General features: G+C 67.6%; 15 protein-coding genes, 1 tRNA gene and 3 pseudogenes. 8 read left to right on the forward strand and 11 right to left on the reverse strand.

Translation table 11 applies throughout. From position 1 onward, the window contains the following. Window positions 1-66 precede the first annotated feature (66 nt). Window positions 67-693 carry an ankyrin repeat domain-containing protein gene (locus QP165_RS11405; RefSeq protein ID WP_235532268.1) on the reverse strand — a complete coding sequence of 209 codons (627 nt, stop codon included), beginning with the start codon at window positions 691-693 and terminating at the stop codon, window positions 67-69. Window positions 694-768: 75 nt separating this feature from the next. On the opposite strand from QP165_RS11405, the pseudogene QP165_RS11410 reads away from it, so the two are divergent. The 3 genes and pseudogenes from QP165_RS11410 (at window position 769) to QP165_RS11420 (ending at window position 2,483) form a co-directional block, all read left to right on the forward strand. Further along, window positions 769-1,364 (forward strand): annotated as a pseudogene (locus QP165_RS11410) (SCO family protein). Window positions 1,365-1,371: 7 nt separating this feature from the next. Then, entirely contained in the window at window positions 1,372-1,806 is a 435-nt protein-coding gene (locus QP165_RS11415) for a YcgN family cysteine cluster protein (protein WP_056018322.1), read from the forward strand. 242 nt (window positions 1,807-2,048) lie between these two features. Then, on the forward strand, window positions 2,049-2,483 hold the full coding sequence (locus QP165_RS11420) for a M48 family metallopeptidase (RefSeq protein ID WP_333995776.1): 435 nt from the start codon (window positions 2,049-2,051) through the stop codon (window positions 2,481-2,483). On the opposite strand, the gene QP165_RS11425 is transcribed toward QP165_RS11420, so the two are convergent. The 5 genes and pseudogenes from QP165_RS11425 to QP165_RS11445 all read right to left on the reverse strand — a co-directional run bounded on the left by QP165_RS11425 (window position 2,459) and on the right by QP165_RS11445 (window position 7,990). After that, window positions 2,459-4,690 (reverse strand): transglycosylase domain-containing protein, encoded by a 2,232-nt coding sequence (locus QP165_RS11425; protein WP_333995777.1) that lies wholly within the window; start codon window positions 4,688-4,690, stop codon window positions 2,459-2,461. The two genes, QP165_RS11420 and QP165_RS11425, sit on opposite strands and share 25 nt — an antisense overlap. A gap of 73 nt (window positions 4,691-4,763) precedes the next feature. Continuing rightward, on the reverse strand, window positions 4,764-5,849 hold the full coding sequence (locus tag QP165_RS11430) for an NAD(P)/FAD-dependent oxidoreductase (RefSeq protein WP_333995778.1): 1,086 nt from the start codon (window positions 5,847-5,849) through the stop codon (window positions 4,764-4,766). Beyond that, window positions 5,846-6,546: pseudogene (locus tag QP165_RS11435) on the reverse strand (methyltransferase domain-containing protein). Before QP165_RS11435 ends, QP165_RS11430 begins: the two are co-directional and overlap by 4 nt. After that, complete coding sequence (locus tag QP165_RS11440) at window positions 6,543-7,646, reverse strand: type III polyketide synthase (RefSeq protein ID WP_443019284.1); 1,104 nt, start codon at window positions 7,644-7,646, stop codon at window positions 6,543-6,545. The pseudogene QP165_RS11435 and the gene QP165_RS11440 overlap by 4 nt, the downstream one beginning before the upstream one ends. Before the next feature lie 182 nt (window positions 7,647-7,828). Next, window positions 7,829-7,990, reverse strand: a complete 162-nt coding sequence (locus tag QP165_RS11445; protein WP_156350173.1) for a hypothetical protein — start codon at window positions 7,988-7,990, stop codon at window positions 7,829-7,831. A gap of 449 nt (window positions 7,991-8,439) precedes the next feature. On the opposite strand from QP165_RS11445, the gene QP165_RS11450 reads away from it, so the two are divergent. Further along, the gene (locus QP165_RS11450) at window positions 8,440-8,907 is read left to right on the forward strand and encodes a hypothetical protein (protein WP_156350174.1); all 468 of its coding nucleotides are present in this window, start codon (window positions 8,440-8,442) and stop codon (window positions 8,905-8,907) included. A gap of 67 nt (window positions 8,908-8,974) precedes the next feature. On the opposite strand, the gene QP165_RS11455 is transcribed toward QP165_RS11450, so the two are convergent. The 3 genes from QP165_RS11455 to QP165_RS11465 form a co-directional block, all read right to left on the reverse strand. Next, a complete protein-coding gene (locus QP165_RS11455) occupies window positions 8,975-9,130 on the reverse strand; it encodes a hypothetical protein (protein WP_333995779.1) in 156 nt (51 codons plus the stop codon). Window positions 9,131-9,198: 68 nt separating this feature from the next. Continuing rightward, window positions 9,199-9,285 (reverse strand) — tRNA-Leu (locus QP165_RS11460). A gap of 110 nt (window positions 9,286-9,395) precedes the next feature. Then, a complete protein-coding gene (locus QP165_RS11465) occupies window positions 9,396-10,418 on the reverse strand; it encodes a zinc-ribbon domain-containing protein (RefSeq protein WP_333995780.1) in 1,023 nt (340 codons plus the stop codon). 222 nt (window positions 10,419-10,640) lie between these two features. Here QP165_RS11465 and ftsE point away from each other — a divergent pair, with 222 nt between their 5' ends. The 4 genes and pseudogenes from ftsE (at window position 10,641) to QP165_RS11485 (ending at window position 13,450) form a co-directional block, all read left to right on the forward strand. Continuing rightward, window positions 10,641-11,363, forward strand: coding sequence for a cell division ATP-binding protein FtsE (gene ftsE / locus QP165_RS11470; protein WP_056018334.1), 723 nt, complete (start codon window positions 10,641-10,643; stop codon window positions 11,361-11,363). Then, a complete protein-coding gene (locus tag QP165_RS11475) occupies window positions 11,360-12,235 on the forward strand; it encodes a cell division protein FtsX (protein ID WP_333995781.1) in 876 nt (291 codons plus the stop codon). The genes ftsE and QP165_RS11475 overlap by 4 nt, the downstream gene beginning before the upstream one ends. Further along, a complete protein-coding gene (locus tag QP165_RS11480) occupies window positions 12,232-12,768 on the forward strand; it encodes a YdcF family protein (protein WP_056018338.1) in 537 nt (178 codons plus the stop codon). Before QP165_RS11475 ends, QP165_RS11480 begins: the two co-directional genes overlap by 4 nt. Beyond that, window positions 12,765-13,450: pseudogene (locus tag QP165_RS11485) on the forward strand (lysophospholipid acyltransferase family protein). Before QP165_RS11480 ends, QP165_RS11485 begins: the two are co-directional and overlap by 4 nt. Window positions 13,451-13,466: 16 nt before the next feature. Here QP165_RS11485 and QP165_RS11490 read toward each other — a convergent pair. Together QP165_RS11490 and hisC are read right to left on the reverse strand one after the other, a co-directional pair. Beyond that, the gene (locus QP165_RS11490; protein WP_056018341.1) at window positions 13,467-14,375 is read right to left on the reverse strand and encodes a prephenate/arogenate dehydrogenase family protein; all 909 of its coding nucleotides are present in this window, start codon (window positions 14,373-14,375) and stop codon (window positions 13,467-13,469) included. Next, on the reverse strand, window positions 14,375-15,484 hold the full coding sequence (gene hisC / locus QP165_RS11495) for a histidinol-phosphate transaminase (RefSeq protein WP_333995782.1): 1,110 nt from the start codon (window positions 15,482-15,484) through the stop codon (window positions 14,375-14,377). Before hisC ends, QP165_RS11490 begins: the two co-directional genes overlap by 1 nt. Window positions 15,485-15,729 lie beyond the last annotated feature (245 nt).

Consider the following 15,729-nt stretch of genomic DNA (forward strand, 5'->3'; position numbering starts at 1 on the left):
ACTCCCTTTGCGCCATGAAAGCCGGGTTCTGCGCGCGGGTCCAGTGTCGGACGGTCGATCAGGGTCTCAGAATTTCGGTCCCGACACCGCCTGCCGCGTTTTCTTCGGCGCATCCTCGAGCAGCTTGGTCACGACCGGGTTGCGCCCGTCCTGCTTGGCATAGGCGCGGGCGGACATGCCGGCGATGATGTCGGCCTGGTCCGCATCCGCACCCTCGGCCAGCAACGTCCGGATCATGCCGATGTCGCGGCGCTGCACCGCGCGAATCAGCGGCGTCTCGCCTGCCGAATTGCCCAGATTGGGGTTCGCCTTGGCCGCGGTCAGGATCGGGATCATCCCCGCCTGTCCGGTCGTCACCGCGAGCAGCAGCGGCGTGTTGCCCTTGCCGTCGCGCAGATTGGCGTCCGCGCCCTTTTGCAGCAGGAACCGCAGATAGGTCTCGTCGCCGCGCTTGATGACGATATGCAGCGCGCCCTCGCCGGTGGTCACGTCGCGCGAGTTGACGATGCTGCTGCCCGGCCGCCCGAGCATCTCGAGCACGTCGTTGTTCTTCGACTCCCGCACCGCGTTGAGGAATTTATACCCCTCGGACTGGTTCTGCGCATTCACCGCGCTCGGCGTCAGCAGCACGGCGACGGGTAGGGCGACCGTGGCGACCATCATGAGGGAGATGGAGTTGCGGATGTACGGCATCGATAGATCCTCGGGAACTCGGGTGGTGTGCGACGCTTGCGCCGCACGGGCTAACAGATCAAGGCTGGCTGTATCATGACCAGTTTCCGCCCCGCTTTCCTGGCCGCGCTCGCGCTCGCGGCATGCAGCCCATCGAGCCCCGATACGGATACCGCCAAAAGCCCCCGCTGGCCGGCGCTCGTATCGGTGGGCCATTCACGCTCGTCGACCAGGATGGCCGACAGGTCACCGACCGTCAGTTCGCGGGGAAGTACCGCATCATGTATTTCGGCTACACCTTCTGTCCCGACGTCTGCCCGACCGACATGCAGACGATCGGCGCGGCCATGAAGATGCTGGAGGGCAGCGATCCGGCGCTTGCCGCCCGGATCGTGCCCGTGTTCGTCACGGTCGATCCGACGCGCGACACCCCCGCGATCGTCAAACAATTTGTCTCGGCCTTCCATCCCCGGATGGTCGGGCTGACGGGTACGCCCGAGGCGATCGAGGCGGTGAAGAAGGAATATGCGATCTTTTCGGCGAAGGGCGACGCGTCGCCCGGCGGCGGTTACCTCGTAAACCACTCGCGTCAGGCCTATCTTATGGATCCGGACGGCAAGCCCCTCGCGCTGCTGCCACAGGACAAGGGACCACAGGCCGTGGCCGACGACATCAAGATCTGGGCGCGGTGATCGCTGTATGAGCAACCGGTTTTGGGAAGACACGCCGATCGACAAGCTCGATCGCGGTCAATGGGAAGCGCTGTGCGACGGCTGCGGCAAATGCTGCATCCACAAGCTCGAGGACGAGGATACCGGCGAACTCGTCGCGACCAACGTCTCGTGCCGCCTGCTCGATCGGCGCAGCGGACAATGTTCCGATTATCGCCATCGCCACGCCTATGTCGCCGAATGCGTCCGGCTGACGACCGCGAACGTCCGCGACATCGACTGGCTGCCCTCGACCTGCGCCTATCGCCTTCGTGCAGCGGGCGAACAATTGCCCGAGTGGCATTATCTCGTCTGCGGCGACCGCGAGGCGGTGCACCGCGCGAAACAGTCGGTCCGCGGCTGGACGATCAGCGAGGACGAGGCCGGCGATCTCGAATATCACGTGATCGATCGCGAACTGTAAGCCGGTGATCGAGGGTCTGGAGATCGTCCGCCACCCCGCGCACGCCGCGCGCGGCTGTCGATCGATCCTGCAAGCGGTCGCGCCCGTCTCGTCGTACCAAAGCGCGCCGCGCTCAAACAGGCGCTCGCCTGGGCTCAGGGCAAGGCGGACTGGATCGCCGAACAGCGTGCGTTGCTGCCAACCCCCCTGCCCTTCATTCCCGGCGCGGTGATCACCGTCGCCGACGAACCGCTGACGATCGCATGGACTCCCGGCAATCGCCGGACCGTCGTGCGCGAGGGCTCGATCGTGTCGCTGTCGGGTCCCCCGAAACCATCGCGCGTCGCGTCGAGGCGTGGCTCAAACGCACCGCGCTTGCGCTGCTCGAGGCCGAGACGGCCGAATATGCCGCCAAGGCCGGGGTCAGCGTCGCGAAGGTGGCGATCGGCGATGCGAAGGGCCGTTGGGGCAGCTGTGCGTCGAGCGGCGTGATCCGCTACAGCTGGCGGCTTATCCTCGCGCCGGGCTATGTCCGGCGCGCGACGGTCGCGCACGAGGTCGCGCACCGCGTCCATATGAACCACGCACCCGTCTTCCACGCGCTCGTCGCCGACCTCTACGGCGCGGATCCGACCCCGGCGCGGATCTGGTTACGCACGCATGGTGCGGCACTTCACTGGGTCGGCCGCCCATCCTGATACCGCCCATCCTGCCGATCGCCCTGATACCGGTCGCCCTGATACCGGTCGCTGGAATAGCGATCGGTCGGAACGCGGTCGCGCGCCGGATCGCGCTGTAACGGCTGGCGCCCCGGCGGGACCTGCTCCCGCGTCCGCGGATCGCGCGCCGGGTCGCGGCCGGTCACGCGGTCGATCCAGTCCTGATTGAGCTGCTGCGCGGGTGCGGCAGACGGCGTACCCGACGGATCGGCCTCGGGCCGCGGTAGCGCGTCACCCGTCTGCGCGTCGGTTGGCACGTCCTGCGGCATGCCGCTCTCGATCGGGTTGCCATTCTCGTCGACCATCATCTGGCCGTTGTCGGGCTGCCCGAAATAGCTCTCCTCATCGGGCTCCAGCTGCCATTCGGGCAGCGTCACCTGTGTCTCGAACTGCTCGATCGGCCGGTCCGCGGTCGCGGGCTTCATGAACGCCGCCCAGGCGCGCGCGGGCGCGGTGCCGCCGTGCAGCCCCGCGATCGGTCGTGCATCGTCGCGTCCCATCCAGACGCCGGTGGTGATCCCGCTCGAGAAGCCGAGGAACCAGCCGTCCTTGGAGGCGGTCGTGGTACCCGTCTTGCCCGCCACCGGACGACCGATCTGCGCGGCGCGCCCGGTTCCGGTGTTGACCGCGGTCTGCAACAGGTCGGTCATCTCGGCGGCGACATAGGGCGCGACGAGCACATGGCTGCGATCGACCTCGTGCGTGTAGATCGTCTGGCCGTTCGAGGTGACGCGCGTGATCCCGTACGGGGTCACCGCGATCCCCTTGCTCGCGACGCTCGCAAAGGCACGCGTCATGTCGATCACGCGCGTCTCCGACGTGCCCAGCACCATCGAGGGATGCGTGTTGACCGGCGTCGTGATCCCGAACCGCCGCGCCATGTCGGCGACCGTCGTGAACCCGACCTCCTGGCCGAGCTTCGCCGCCACCGTGTTCAGCGAATAGGCAAACGCGGTGCGCAACGACACAGGTCCCGAATTGCGCCGGGAATCGTTGCGCGGCGTCCATCCGTTGATCGTGACGGGTTCGTCGACGATCGAATCCTCGGGCTTGTGCCCCGCCTCCAGCGCCGCGAGATACACGAACAGCTTGAACGACGATCCCGGCTGGCGGACCGCCTGCGTGGCGCGGTTGTAGATCGACGAGACATAATCCTTGCCCCCGACCATCGCCTTGACCGCGCCGTCGCGATCGAGCGCGACGAGCGCACCCTGCGCGCCGGCGGGTGTGTTCGCCCGGATCGCGGCATCGGCGTGGCGCTGCATCGACAGGTCGAGCGTCGTCCACACCTCGAGCGGTGCCTCGGTCTCGTCGATCAGCGTGTCGAGCTGCGGAAGCGCCCAGTCGGTGAAGTAGCGCACGCTGTTCTGCCTGGGCTCGGGCGCGAGCTTGAGCCCCTGAACGTCCGCGTCGGCAGCCTCGCTGGCGGAAATCACCCCCGTCTCGGCCATCGTCTGCAACACGACGCCCGCACGACCGACCGCAGCCTCGGCATCGGCGGTCGGCGAATAGTTGGACGGCGCCTTGACCAGCCCCGCGATCACCGCAGCCTCGGCCAGCGACAGATGATCCGCGCCATGGCCGAAGAACTTGCGCGATGCGGCGTCGATCCCGTAGGCGCCGCCGCCATAATAGACCTTGTTCAGGTACAGCTCAAGGATCTCGTCCTTGCTGAACTTGCGCTCCAGCGCGAACGCGAGGATGCCCTCCCGGAATTTGCGCCCGAACTTCTTCTGGTTGTTGAGGAAGACGTTGCGCGCCAATTGCTGGGTGATCGTCGATCCGCCCTGCGTCCAGTGCCCGCGATCGAAGCGGACCTTGACCGACCGCGCGATGCCGACCGGATCGACGCCGATATGCGACCTGAAGCGGCGATCTTCGACCGCAATCGTCGCGTCGCGCATCACCGCAGGGATCTGGCCATAGGGCAGCCATTCGCCGAAGCTCGGCCCCATCGACACGATCACGCTGCCATCGGCGGCATGGACGCGGATCATCTGTCCATTGGGAGACGATTTGAGGCTTTCGAAGCTCGGCAGCTGCGACCGCGCGATATACACGGCGATCACGAGCGCACCAAAGGCAAGCACAGCGAGGCCGATCAGCACCTTCAGGAGGAGGACAAGTCGGCGGCGCCATGGGGAGCGAGGCCGAGGGGAGCGGGAAGCGGGACGCGCGCGAGCCATGAAGGGTTGACGAATTACGCCTTATCCGGCTCGCCGACAAGCGTTTCGACCGCGCGGCCTGCCGCGGTGCGTTTCACCCGCCGATCCGCGTCGCCCGCGCGAGCATCCGGATCAGCATGGGATGCGCGAACGGGATCAATCGCGCGGCGGCGGTGCTTTCGGCCACCCGCCGGACCGCGCCTGCGACACCGATCGGGCGTGCCAGCGACGCCGCCAGCCGCTGCTGCCACGCGGCGGCTTGTCCCGCGCCGTCGGCCCGGTACGCCCGCGCCGCCGCCAGACCGCTTGCAAGCGCGATCCCCATGCCCTCGCCCGCGAGCGACGGGATGACGCCCGCCTGATCGCCCAGCCGGTATCGCCCCGCCTGCCCCGTCCGCTGCCGCCAGCCATAGGGGACGTTCGCGATCGCATCGATCGCAGCCCCGGGCGCGAGCCTCGCGACCCACTCGCCCAGCGCCGGCATCTCGCGCCCGAGCGTCGCCAGCAGGTCCGCGGGCGATCCTGCGTCCTGCAGCCGTGACCGGTGGACCGCCATGCACAAATTGGCGCTGCCATCCTCCTGCAAGGCGAGCCCCGCATAGCCACGATCGAACAGATACAGGTCGATCCGTCCGGCCAGCGCCTTCGCCAGTGTCGGGGACGGTATCACGCGGACGCGGATGCCCAGCGTCGGATCGGCGCCACGTGCCGATTCGGGCCGCGCCGTGCCGCGCACATCGGCCTTCCCGTTTGCGAGGAACAGCGCCGGCGTCGCGAGCAGCGCGCCGTCCGCGGTCCGCAGCCGGTCCGCCTCGATCTCACGCACCGTCACGCCGCGCTCGATCGCCGCGCCCTGCCCGGCCGCCGCCGCCAGCAGAACCGTATCGAGGTGGCGGCGCGATACCGAGACCGCGGGGTACGGCAGATCGGCGCGCGCGATACGGTCGCCGGCGAAGATCCGGACCGCGGTCGTGCGCACCGGGTTGAGCGTGTCGGGATCGATCCCCAGCCGGGCGAGCGTCTCGAGCGTTCGCCAGCTCAGGAACCCGCCGCACAGCGCATCGCCCGTGACGCGACTGCGCTCGAGCAGCAGATGCGGCACGCGCGCCCGCGCCAGATCGATCGCGACCGCCGCCCCCGCCGGCCCGCCGCCGACGATCAGCGCGCGCGTATCGGTCACCGCAGGCGTTCGACGCAGAGGCGGAACGGAAAGGCCCGGAACACGCACGCGTCGGCGATCCCCGCCTCGGCCAGGATCGCCGGCCATTCATCTGGCCGGTACGAGCGCGCGATCGACAGCGTCCCGTCGTGACGGACGATCGGATGCCAGCGCGCCAGTCTCGCCAGGATCGGATAGCCCCAATGGGCAAAGCCGTGGCGATGCAGGTCGTTGACCAGCCAGCACCGCGCATTGGCCTCCATGAAGCGCAGGAACGCGATCAGCTGCGCATGGCTCATGTGATGCGCGACCAGACTGCTGACGACGGCGTCCCACCGCGGTTCCGCATCCGGTTCGCCCGCAAGCTCCGCATAGTCCCCGGTGACGTAGCGGATCGTCGATCCAGGCGCGGTGTGCGCCCGCGCTGCCTGCTCGCTGCGCGGATTGAGATCGACGCCGAGCAGTTCGGTCTGCAGCCCCTCGCCGTCGCCCAGCGTTCGATCGTCCGCAGCATGTCGCCGTCGCCGAACCCGACATCGAGCAGCCGCAACCGCTTCCGGTTCGCGGTGATGCGGTTGAGAAACGCCAGGGTGGGCCGCGCGGCCATGGTGACGACGTTGACCCTGGCCAGATCGGCGACCACCGCCGCGTAGGTTTCGGGCGCGAGATCGTCCGCGTCCATCAGTTCCTCGTCGAGCGCGCGGACCGCGAGGCTCATGGTGCGCTCCGGAAGCCCAGACCTTCCGCCGCAAGCCCCGGTCCGAACGCGAGTGCCACCCCGCGCTCGATCCGCGGGCCCGTCAGAAGCCGCTTGAGGACGAACATCAGCGTGGCGGACGACATGTTGCCGTTGTCGGCCAGCACCGCGCGCGAGGCATCGAGTGCGTCGGGTTGCAACGCCATCGCATGCGTGACCGCATCGAGGATCGATCGCCCGCCGGCATGGACCGCCCAGCCATCGATCGTCTCGGCGGGCTGTCCGCCGCTGGCCGCGGCCCGGAACGCGGGATCGGTCAGCGCCTGCGCGATCCGTCCGGGGACTTCGCCCGACAGATGCATCGCGAACCCCGCATCGGTGATGTCCCAGCGAATCAGGGCCTCGCTGTCGGGCAACGTCGTTGCGAACGGCGCCTGCAATTCGAACCCGCTCGGCTCGGCGGTGACCAGCGCCGCCGCCGCCCCGTCGCCGAACTGGAGCATCGCGAGCAGTGGCTCGATCTCGGATACCGCCTGCAGGTGCAACGTCGACAATTCGACGGTGACGACGAGCACGCGTGCGTCAGGATCGGACCGCACGATATGACGCGCGCTGCGCAACGCGACGATCGCGGCGTAACACCCCATGAAGCCGATCAGCAGTCGTTCGACCGACGACGAAAGCCCGATCTTCCGCGCGATGATCTGGTCGATCCCCGGCGCGACGAACCCGGTACAGCTCGCCACGACGAGATGCGTGATCGATCCGAGCGCCGTTTCATCCTGCAGCGCCCCGATCGCGTCGATCGCGAGACGCGGCGCCGCCTCGGCATAGATCGCCATCCGGTCCGCAGTGCCGGGATGCGGCACGGTTGCATAGAAGCCGCCCGCGTCGACGGGCGATCCCGGCGTCGTGTCGGGCAGGTCGCGCAAGGTCGGCGGGAGCACCGACCAGCGATGCGCGATACCCGACCGCGCCGCCATCCTGTCGAACAGCCTGGCGGACGCGGGATCGACCCGCGACCGCGCCCAGCCGATAAAGGCATGATGGATGTCATGATCGGGCACGGCGGTCCCGATCGCGTTCAGATACACCGGCACGGCAGACAGACGGGGAGTCACGATAACCTTTCGTACGTTCCCCTGCCCAACGCTTGATGCAGGACGATCGGACCGGATCGCCGCTACATCAATTGCTCGGGGACCGCAAAAACGGTTTCGTCAGGCGTTTGCGTAGGGTTCAGCCGTACGAACGAGCGGACCCGGCAGCAATCTCGGTCGCGGGATACGCGCCGGCGTCAGCGTCAGCCCTGGTCGAGCGGCTCGAGATGATCGCGACCGACTTTATATTTGGCCTGCACCATCGCCATGCTCACACCGACATAGGCCGAAATCGCATGGTCCCCGGCCTCTTCGAGCGCCTGGCAGGCTTCCTGGAGCAGCTCATAGGTTCGTGCGGCATTCATCGCGCGTCTCCTCGGGCAACCAGTATCATCGGGGGTTAGTGCGCTCATTGTAATTCAGATCAAGAAGAAAAATAGGTACTAGATTGGTCGGCGGTCTAACCACTTGTTCTTCAATGTGTTCCCTACCGCAGCCAGATTAATCCATAATGAACCTATCCGTACCCGATGCGGCGGGAAACAATCGCGGATGATCTGGCTTCGCGTTCGAATTTGACGCAAGAATAGCGTGACAAATCATGGTACATGAATGATGGTTGACCATCCCATGGGGCTGCTCGATATTTCATCAGATCGGCAGAGTTGCCCACCGACAGTGTCTAAGGAAGCGGAACGCTGTCTATCACCACGAATTTAGTAGCTGGCGTTACCTGCCGGGACACAACTGGCGATCGCGACCGGATGGCACGGGATTCCTATCTGACCGCCCTGGGGGCAAGCGGGAGCATATGGTGAAGGACGAAATCGTTGCGGGTCTGATCAAGGATCTCGGGTCGCGGCTTTCGGCGATGAGTGAGGAGTTCAATGCCAATGCGGAGCGGTTGCTGGACGCGCGCGCGGAGGACGATGATGGCGTGATCAGCACGCCGATGCTGCTCGCGCGGGCGCGGGAAATCCTCGCGCATCGCAAGCTTCGGCGCCAGTTCCTTCCCGCCGAACTGTTCCATGAGCCGGCCTGGGACATGCTCATCGCGCTGTTCGTCGCGCATGACGATCCTCGTCCTACCAACGTCAAGACGCTCGTCGGCATGGCCGATGCCCCCGTCACGACGTCGCAACGCTGGATCGAGCATCTTCACAAGCTCAAGCTGATCGACCGGGTCAGCGATCCGGCCGACCGCCGCCGCATCGAGATTTCGCTGAGCAGCACCGGATACGACGCGGTGACAGGGTTCCTGACCGCGATCATCCGGCGCTGATCAAGGGGAGGGGTGGCGACCGGCGGTCGCGCCCGGGATTCGGCGGATATACGCCCTGCCTCAAGCGTCAGACTTCGTCGGTCGTCAGCTTCACCTTGTTGGGCAGCTTCTTGCCCTTGGTCCGCCGTGACGGAAGCTGGACCGGATTCTTCTTTTTCCACTGGGCGAACGTCATCGGGCCGTCTGGCGTCTCGATGATCTGGTCGTCGATCAGATCGGCCATCACGGACTCCGCTCGGCGATGCGCTGGTCCCCGCAGGGAAGGCTCTGCCCTGGTTCAATCTGGAAAAGTGGTGCGGCCGAGAAGACTCGAACTTCCACGGGCTTTCGCCCACAACGACCTCAACGTTGCGCGTCTACCAGTTCCGCCACGGCCGCACGTGAAACACTTACCGGACAAGCCGGCTAGCTGGTAGGCCGGTGCCACTAGCAAGGCTTTTACGATCCCGCAACGCCCTTTCCGCACCTTTGGCGCCTGGCAGCACGATTTATCCGCATCTCCCAGCCTTCGCGCGACGTATCGCCGCGCGGCGCGACACATCGATCAGCGTGCTGCGCCGCTTTCGCCGGCAAAGCTCAGCTCGAGCCGCTTCGAATCGGCGGGGACATCCAGCTTGGCAGAGTTGAAATCGATCGCCGCGCCTGGGGTGAGCGTGCGTTTCTGCGGCGTGATCGTCCAGCTGTAGACGATCCGGCCCTGCGCATCGCGCAGCTCGGCGCGGATATCGGGAACGCGCTGCGTCGAGATCGGACGGATTGGTGACCTGCCCGCTGACCGCGAACAGCTCGGAGCCGTTCTCCAGCTCGCGCCGTTCGATCGGATTGTCGCGCAGCCGCAGCGGCGTCTCGGCGGATCCTGCGACCAGCCCGATCTGGCTGGCGAGCCCGGGCGCGCCGACATAGAGGATCGCGGCGACGCCGAGCAGCATCAGCAACCCGGCCGCAACCGCCCCGATCGTCCAGAGCCGCGCGGTGTTGCGGCGTGCGCGGAACGGTGCCGGTTGCGTGAACAGATCGTAATTCGCGATGCCGCTCTGGCGGTCGCTCGCATCGCCGCCCCTGGAATTGGCATAGGTCTGTTGGGCCACGGCGGCCGGACCCACATCCGCGTCGGCGGCATACGCCGTCTCGATAGACGATGCCGAGGACAAGGACGGCGACGATGCCGGCGACGACAATGAAGACGCGGGCGGGATGATCGGCACCGTGGCGGGCGCTGGCGCGAACGGCTTGATGATCGGCGGCGGCAGATCGTCCGCGGTCTGGGCCGCCGACATCGGGAAGGACGAGAACGGCGTCGCGCCGGACAAGGGGGCGAAATCCGCTTTTGCGGTGGCGGAGGCATCGTCGGCCGCGCCGTCGCGCCACGCATCGGCCGGCGGTTCGACGAGCGCGGCGGCCTGGAACCAGCTGTGCCGGCAATTGGCGCAGCGGACGGTCCGGCCCTCGGCGCCGATCGCGCTGTCGGGCACCAGGTAACGGGTGCTGCACTCGGGGCATTGGAGGATCATCGGGCACGCTTCACTGCCGGCCGCGGGACGGGGCCGTTCATGCCGAAACTAAGCACGCCGCCGCGGCTCGTGGCAAGTATCGGCGGCAAGTATCGGGCATGCGGACGCATCATCGACGGGTCGCGATCCCGCTGCGGTCGCCGCATGCTTGAAGCTGCGCAAGCTTTCATGCGAAAGCGCAGCGCAGGGCACAGGCGAACAACAGCGGACGCAACCGGGTTCATGGCGAATATCGTGCAGTTCGAGAATGTGGGTCTGCGTTACGGTACCGGTCAGGATGCCGGGCAGGAGACGCTGTCGGACATCTCGTTCACGCTGCGCAGTGGCGCTTTCTACTTCCTCACCGGGGCAAGCGGCGCGGGCAAGACGTCGTTGCTCAAGCTCCTTTACCTCGCCCAGCGGCCCAGTCGCGGCATCATCCGCCTGTTCGGGGAGGACGCGGTGCTGCTCCCGCGCGACCGGATGCCGGGGTTCCGGCGGCGGATCGGCGTCGTGTTCCAGGATTTCCGCCTCGTCCCGCATCTGTCGACCTGGGACAATATCGCGTTGCCGCTGCGCGTCGCGGGGATGGCCGAAGCGAGCATTCGCCAGCCGGTCGAGGAGATGCTCGCCTGGGTCGGGCTCGCCGCGCGCGCCGATGCCCGCCCCGCGACGCTGTCGGGTGGCGAGCAACAGCGCGTGGCGATTGCGCGCGCGGTGATCGCACGCCCCGAGATGCTCGTCGCCGACGAGCCCACCGGCAACGTCGATCCCGACATGGCCGAGCGCCTGCTGCATCTGTTCGATTCGCTCAACAAGCTTGGCACGACGGTGGTGGTCGCGACGCACGACCTCCATTTGCTCAACCGCATTCCCAATGCGCAGATGATGCGGCTCGACAAGGGCAGGCTGCTCGATCCGACGGGGTCGCTGCGCTATCCGCCGCCGCCGCGGATGGACGCGTGAACGCCCCCGAACACCGCGTCCTCGACGAGGCGGGGGGCGTCCGCGCGATGACGTGGGTGATGGGAATCATGCTGTTCCTCACGATGCTCGCGCTCGCGCTTGGGCTGGGGACCGCAAGCGCCGCGCGCCTGCTCGACCGCCAGCTTGCGGGGCGGCTGACCGTCCAGATCGTCGACGGCAACGCGGTCCGCCGCGATCGCGATGCCGGGCGTATCCTGACGGTCCTTCGCCGCCGTCCCGAGGTCGCGCGCGCGCAGCCGGTCGATCGCGCCGCGCTCACGCGACTGCTCCGGCCATGGCTCGGCAGCGACGGCGCAGACCCCGACCTGCCCGTTCCGGCGATGATCGACGTCGATCTCGTGGGGCAGGACGACCGCGGTATCGCGCGCGTCGTACAGGCCGTCCGGGCGGTCACGCCCGCCGCACGCGTCGACCGGCACGAGAACTGGATGTCCCCGGTCAGCAGCTTCATGCAGGCGCTGACCTGGCTCGCCTTCGCTCTTGTCCTGCTGATGGCCAGCGCGACCGCCGCGGTCGTCGTGCTCGCGGCGCGCGCAGGGCTCGAGATGCACCGCGCGACGATCGAGGTCATGCACATGCTCGGCTCGACCGATCGTCAGGTTGCGCGCCTGTTCCAGCGGCGGGTCGCGCTCGACGCGGCGATCGGCGGCAGTGGAGGGGCGCTTGCCGCAGCGGGGGTGATCCTGTTCATCGCCACGCGGCTCGAGGGGCTCGGCTCCGAACTGCTCAACGGAATCGGGCTGTCGTCGAGCGACTGGATCATCCTCGCCGCGCTCCCGCTCGTCTTCCTCCTCCTCGCGACCGCGGCGGCGCGGCTGACGATCGTCCGGGCGTTGAGGACGTCGCTGTGATCGTCCGGCTGTTCGGTATCGCCGTCCTCGCCTGGGCGCTGGGGTTCGCGGCATTCATGCTGTTGCTCCCGCAGCCGCTCGACGGCACCACGACCGACGCGATCGTCGTGCCGACCGGCGGGCCGGGGCGAATCGACAGGGGACTTGCGCTGCTCCGCGATCACCAGGCCAAACGGATGCTGGTCACCGGCGTCGCGCCGGGGGTCAGGCCGATCGACCTCGCGCTCGAATACCGCACCTCGCCGCGGCTGTTCGACTGTTGCATCGACCTTGGCGCCGATGCGGTCGACACACGCTCGAACGCGGAGGAGACCGCGCAATGGGTCGAGACGCACGACTATCGCACGGTCCGGCTGGTCACGTCGGACTGGCATCTGCCGCGCGCGCGGATGGAATTGTCGGCGGTGCTCGGTCCCAAGGTCATCGTGCTGGGCGACGGCGTGCCCGGCAGTCCAAGACTGGGCACGCTGGTCAACGAATATAACAAGCTGATCCTGCGTCGGATCGCATTGTGGATAGGATTTGGCGCATGATCGCCTGGATACGCACGATCGTCTTCATGATCGTCTTTTACGGAATATCGGCCCCGATCGTCATGACCGTGCCGATCAGCGCGCTGTTCGGGTCACGTGCGGTGATCGTGCACTCGACCGTCTGGACACGCTTTCACCGCTGGGCGGCGCGGTGGATCCTCGGCATCCGGATCCGTGTCGAGGGGACGCGACCGACCGGCCAGGCCTTCTATGCCTGCAAGCATCAGGCGATGTTCGAAACGCTCGAGCTGCAGGCGATGCTCGACGGGCCTGCGATGGTGCTCAAGCGCGAGCTGGCGCAGATCCCCTTCTGGGGCTGGGCCGCGCGGCGTTACGGCGCGATCGTCGTCGACCGCGAAGCCTCGGCCAAGGCGATGCGCGGCATCATCCGCGAGGCGACCGCCGCCAAGGCGACCGGCCGCTCGATCCTGATCTTTCCCGAGGGGACGCGGGTCCTGCCCGGCGACCATCCGCCGCTGAAGCCCGGTTTTGCCGGCCTGTACCGAGCGCTCGGCCTGCCGACGGTGCCGATCGCGTGCGACAGCGGCATCGTCTGGCCGCGCAAGGGCCCAAGCGGCCCGGCGTCATCACCTTCCGCTTCGGCGAGGTCATTCCGCCGGGCCTCAAGCGCGAGGAGGCGGAGACGCGCGTTCATGTGGCGATGAACGCGCTCGACGGCTGACGCGCCGACCGCAGCGTCAGTCGTGCGCGCGTCCGAAATCGGCGGCGTCGTCGTCCTGGCCCTGTTCGACGATCGACCGCCGTACCGCGCGGGTCCGCGTGAACAGGTCGAACAGCTCGTCGCCCTTGCCCCAGCGGATCGCGCGCTGCAGCGCGCTGAGATCCTCGGAGAACCGCTGGAGCATCTCCAGGACGGCCTCGCGGTTGGTCAGGAACACGTCGCGCCACATCGTCGGGTCGGACGCGGCGATGCGCGTGAAGTCGCGGAAGCCGCCTGCCGAATATTTGATCACCTCCGACTGCGTGACCTCCTCGAGATCGCTCGCGGTACCGACGATCGTATAGGCGATCAGGTGCGGCAGGTGGCTGGTGATCGCCAGCACGCGGTCGTGATGGTCGGGCGCCATGAACTCGACCTGCGCGCCGAGCCGACGCCAGAATTCGGCGACGCGCTCGACCGCGACCGCGTCCGCGCCCTCCGGGGGCGTGACGATGCACCAGCGATTGTTGAACAGGGTGGCGAAGCCGGCTTCGGGACCGCTCCGCTCGGTACCGGCGACCGGGTGCGCGGGGATGATCGTCGCACCGGGCAGCGCCTCGGCAAGCACGCGCGCGACCTCGGTCTTGCTGCTGCCGACGTCGCTGACGATGGCCTCCGCGGGCAGGTCCGCGGCGAAGTCCGCGGCGGCGGCGCCCATCGCGCCGACAGGGACGCACAGGATCACCAGATCGGCATCGATCACTGCCGCGCCCGCGCTGTCGGCGACGTCATGGCAGAGCTCGAGCCGATCGGCGGTCGCGCGAACCTCGGCATCGGCGTCATAGCCGGTCAGTCGGACGGTCGGCATCGCGTGCCCGACGGCGCGCGCGATCGACGATCCGATCAGTCCGAGCCCGAGGATCGTGACGCGCGCGAACGGCAGCATCAGCCCCGCTCGACCAGCGTGCGCAACGCCGCGATCACGCCGCGGGTCTCGTCCTCGGTGCCGATCGTGATGCGCAGCGCGTTGGGCAGGCCCTGTCCGGGCAGCCAGCGGACGATATAGCCCGCCTCCATCAGCCCGTGATACGCGGTGTCGGCGGTGAGCCCGCCCTCGAACAGCACCAGCACGAAATTCGCCTTCGACGGCACGCAGCGCAGACCCGCATTGCCCATCTGCGCGACCTGATCGACGAACCAGCTGCGCCACTGGTCGTTGTGCGCGCGGGTCGCGTCGACGAAGCCGGTATCGGCCAGCGCCGCGACCGCTGCGGCCTGGCCCGCGGTGGTGACGTTGAACGGCGCGCGGATGCGGTGCATCGCATCGATGATCGGCGCGCAGGCATAGCCCCAGCCGATCCGCTCGGCGGCGAGCCCGTGGATCTTCGAAAAGGTCCGCGTGACGAGCACGTTCGCCTCGGTCATCGCGAGCGCAAGACCCGCGTCATCCTCTTCGGGGCTCAGATATTCGGCATAGGCCTGATCGAGCACCAGCAGCACCGAGCGCGGCAGGCCGGCGTGCAACCGGGCGATCTCGGCGCGCGGGGTGAACGTGCCGGTGGGGTTGTTCGGGTTGGCGACGAACACGACGCGCGTCCGCTCGGTCACCGCGGCCAGGATGGCATCGACGTCGGTCGCGTAATCGCGATCGTCGACCACGATGGGCTCGGCACCGACGCGGCGGGTGGCGATCTCGTACACCGCAAAGCCGTAGCGGACGTGAATGATCTCGTCGCCCGGCCCTGCATAGGCGCCCGCGACGAGGTGGAGGATCTCGTCGGATCCGGTGCCATAGATCACGCGCGCCGGATCGAGGTCGTAATGCGCAGCCAGCGCCTCGCGCAGGTCCGCCGCGCTCGCATCGGGATAGCGTTCGAGCGTCCGGTCGGCGGCATCGAACGCCGCCTTCGCCGCGGGGCTGGTACCCAGCGGATTCTCGTTCGACGACAATTTGATCACCGTGCGACCATCGTCGGTCGTCGAACGACCGGGCGTATAGGGGGCGATCCCCATGATCCAGGGCTTCGGGGCGGGGGCTGGCGCTATAGTTGTCATGGCCGCGGGGCATAGCGGCCCGCGTGCCACGGTGGCAAACATTTGTAGTGGATGAAGAGGGACGTCCATTTGCGAAGTGCGGCGATCCACCCTTCTCCCGTCATCCTGACGAAAGTCAGGATCCAGAGCCACGAATGTCGCCGCCTGATACTCTGGGTCCTTACTTTCGTCAGGATGACGGGAAGGTTTGCCCGGTCCTCCCCGTCGAGGGAGGGGCGTGGATGTGGACGTCGCGCTGGCATGAC

Origin of the sequence: Sphingomonas sp. 22R3R2A-7 (assembly GCF_036856055.1) — a bacterium.
GTDB lineage: Bacteria > Pseudomonadota > Alphaproteobacteria > Sphingomonadales > Sphingomonadaceae > Sphingomonas.

Coding starts and splice junctions, on each gene's coding strand:
- QP165_RS11405 (WP_235532268.1), bottom strand. CDS start 693: ATGCCGTACATCCGCAACTCCATCTCCCTCATGATGGTCGCCACGGTC.
- QP165_RS11415 (WP_056018322.1), top strand. CDS start 1,372: ATGAGCAACCGGTTTTGGGAAGACACGCCGATCGACAAGCTCGATCGC.
- QP165_RS11420 (WP_333995776.1), top strand. CDS start 2,049: ATGGACTCCCGGCAATCGCCGGACCGTCGTGCGCGAGGGCTCGATCGT.
- QP165_RS11425 (WP_333995777.1), bottom strand. CDS start 4,690: ATGGCTCGCGCGCGTCCCGCTTCCCGCTCCCCTCGGCCTCGCTCCCCA.
- QP165_RS11445 (WP_156350173.1), bottom strand. CDS start 7,990: ATGAATGCCGCACGAACCTATGAGCTGCTCCAGGAAGCCTGCCAGGCG.
- QP165_RS11455 (WP_333995779.1), bottom strand. CDS start 9,130: ATGGCCGATCTGATCGACGACCAGATCATCGAGACGCCAGACGGCCCG.
- QP165_RS11465 (WP_333995780.1), bottom strand. CDS start 10,418: ATGATCCTCCAATGCCCCGAGTGCAGCACCCGTTACCTGGTGCCCGAC.
- ftsE (WP_056018334.1), top strand. CDS start 10,641: ATGGCGAATATCGTGCAGTTCGAGAATGTGGGTCTGCGTTACGGTACC.
- QP165_RS11490 (WP_056018341.1), bottom strand. CDS start 14,375: ATGCTGCCGTTCGCGCGCGTCACGATCCTCGGGCTCGGACTGATCGGA.
- hisC (WP_333995782.1), bottom strand. CDS start 15,484: ATGACAACTATAGCGCCAGCCCCCGCCCCGAAGCCCTGGATCATGGGG.